The sequence below is a fragment of the Paenibacillus peoriae KCTC 3763 genome, from assembly GCF_000236805.1.
GTDB classification, from domain to species: domain Bacteria; phylum Bacillota; class Bacilli; order Paenibacillales; family Paenibacillaceae; genus Paenibacillus; species Paenibacillus peoriae.
This window is the reverse complement of sequence record NZ_AGFX01000046.1, coordinates 97,799-99,424: the sequence shown is the minus strand read 5'-3', so window position 1 is coordinate 99,424 and position 1,626 is coordinate 97,799. Positions and strand designations below refer to the sequence as shown.

Here is a 1,626-nt window from a genome sequence, read left to right as displayed (position 1 = left end):
GTTTTCAAAGATCAAACATTTCTTTTTTGTCAACTTGGCTCATCGCCGCATCAACTTTTATATCATATCATGTCCGAACCAACTTTGCAAGCCTTTATTTCAAATCTTTTTTTGCATTCACTCGCAATATTGTATTTCTTGGCCGGAATTAGAATATACCATGCTGAATATTTAAATGCAAGCTTTTTTTATTAAATTGTTTTATCGCCATAAAATAACGCGTTACTCATTATAGTTCGAGTGCTATATCTGGTTTTTTCTTTAATATTGATGATTTGACAAAGAAAGGATGGGTAAAAAATGATATAGGAGAGCCACCGCTGTAACGACCACCTTCTTAATAGAGAATAGACAGATAATACGAACTTCATTTTGATGCTTTACTTGTAATCTTCAGCAAGCTACAAACCACACAAAAGCAATTTTGTTTCATATGACATTAGCTGTTGATTAATTAATAGAATAAAGGAGTAGATCTTTTAATGAAGCAACGAAGGCGAACTTGGATGAGAATTGTGTTTTGGGTCATCTCTTTTTTGCTGCTTGTCGTTATCTCTGGATTTGTGTATGAGTGGATTGCATCCAAACAGGATAAATTGCAATATCCCCCTCTGGGGAAAATGGTCGATGCCGGGAGCTATCAACTTCATATTCGTAAACTTGGTAGCGGCTCTCCGACAATACTGCTTGAATCGGGGAGTGGGGAAAGCAGCTTATCCTGGAGAGATATTCCCGAAAAGCTGTCAACATCCGCAACTGTTGTATCCTATGACCGGGCAGGCTATGCCTGGAGCGAGGAGGCTGCTACTCCACGCACCGGTGAAAACATCGTTCGAGAGCTTCATGTCGCCTTAAAGAATGCAGACATCCAAGCTCCTTATATCCTTGTAGGCCATTCCCTCGGGGGGATGTACTCAAGACTGTACGCACAAACGTACAGAGATGAGGTGGCAGGACTGGTTTTGGTGGATGCCAGGCCCGAGAATGACGCCCGCCGGACCCATGAGATCTATGCCAAGGAACGACCAAAGGTCAATCCCTCGCCGTTAATATCGATTCTCCTAGAAAGGTCAGGGGCTTTTCGTCTGTTCCCTAATTTTATGCTAACTGGTCGTGTCGAGCATCAGGATAGAAAATCGTTTGTGAATATTGTCGCTTCCCCCAAATACTTTCGATCTGTTGCCGAGGAGGGGGATCTGGCGAACACAACCGAAAATGCCATACGCGGGCAGCATTTGGGAAACCTCCCTGTGCGTGTGATTGCCCGGGGCATCCAGCAAAATTTGACTCAGTTCGGTATTAGCAAGAACGGAAATGATCAGATCGAACAAAGCTGGCAAATGGGGCAGCGTGAAATGCTCAACATCTCTACAAACAGCAAATTTATTGTTGCCAAGAAGAGCGACCATATGATTATCCATGATCAACCCGAGCTTGTCATTCAAGTCATCCGTGAACTAATCTCCAATACCAGTCCCCCTCAATCAACCGTTGCTAAATCAAAGACAGATGATTAGAGACTTAATATGTTTATGGCGATACAAAACACAAAAGACGCTCGGGTTTCTCCTATTATAAAGGAACCCGAGCGTCTTTGCTGCCCAATACTATACTTGTTGATTGATC

General features: G+C 42.7%; 2 protein-coding genes. Both read left to right on the top strand.

Features of this window, described 5'->3' with window-relative positions; translation table 11 throughout:
• A partial coding sequence (locus KQI_RS29055; RefSeq protein WP_206740913.1) for a hypothetical protein occupies positions 1-195 on the top strand: 195 nt, incomplete at its 5' end.
• Positions 196-482: 287 nt separating this feature from the next.
• Complete coding sequence (locus KQI_RS0124760) at positions 483-1,517, top strand: alpha/beta fold hydrolase (protein ID WP_010349582.1); 1,035 nt, start codon at positions 483-485, stop codon at positions 1,515-1,517.
• Positions 1,518-1,626: the final 109 nt, after the last annotated feature.

What these genes read in the sequence shown, in the direction of transcription:
- KQI_RS0124760 (WP_010349582.1), top strand. Translation starts at nt 483, where the DNA reads ATGAAGCAACGAAGGCGAACTTGGATGAGAATTGTGTTTTGGGTCATC.